The 534-nt window shown below is 75.3% G+C and carries 1 protein-coding gene; it reads left to right on the top strand.

Going from position 1 to position 534, the window contains the following annotated elements; genetic code table 11:
* Nucleotides 1-513 (top strand): FecCD family ABC transporter permease (locus AC2W7G_RS18325; RefSeq protein ID WP_485869692.1); only part of this gene is annotated, 513 nt, incomplete at its 5' end.
* Between the last annotated feature and the right edge of the window lie 21 nt (nucleotides 514-534).

The raw sequence follows: 534 nt of genomic DNA, 5'->3' as shown, positions 1-534 counted from the left end.
CTCGGGCTGGCCGTGGGCGCCGCGCTCGGGCTCAGCGGCGCGCTGCTGCAGGGCGTCACCCGCAACCCGCTGGCCGACCCCGGGATCATGGGCATCAACGCCGGCGCCGCCGCGTTCGTCGTGCTGGGCGTCATGGTGCTGGGCATCGCCGCCCCCGCGCAGACGGTGTGGCTGGGCATGGCCGGTGCCGCGATCGCCACGTTCGCCGTCTACGGCGTCGCGTCGTTCGGCCGCGAGGGCGCCACGCCGGTGAAGCTCGCGCTCGCCGGTGCGGCGGTCACCGCGCTGCTCAGCTCGCTCACGTCCGCGATCGTGCTCACCAACGTCGAGGCGCTCAACACGCTGCGCTTCTGGCAGGTCGGCGCGCTCGCCGGCCGGTACGCGTCGGTGTTCTGGCAGACCGTCCCGTTCATCGCCGTCGGCGTCGTGGTCGCGCTCGGGGCGGGCCGGGCGCTCAACGGCCTGGCCCTGGCGACGACGTCGCCCGCGCGCTCGGGCAGCGGATCGTCCTGACCCGCTCGGTCGTGTTCGTGG

This window comes from Aeromicrobium sp. PFPM2_SD2, assembly GCF_057364525.1.
The sequence above is the reverse complement of the archived record's forward strand: the minus strand, read 5'-3'. Positions and strand labels throughout refer to the sequence as shown.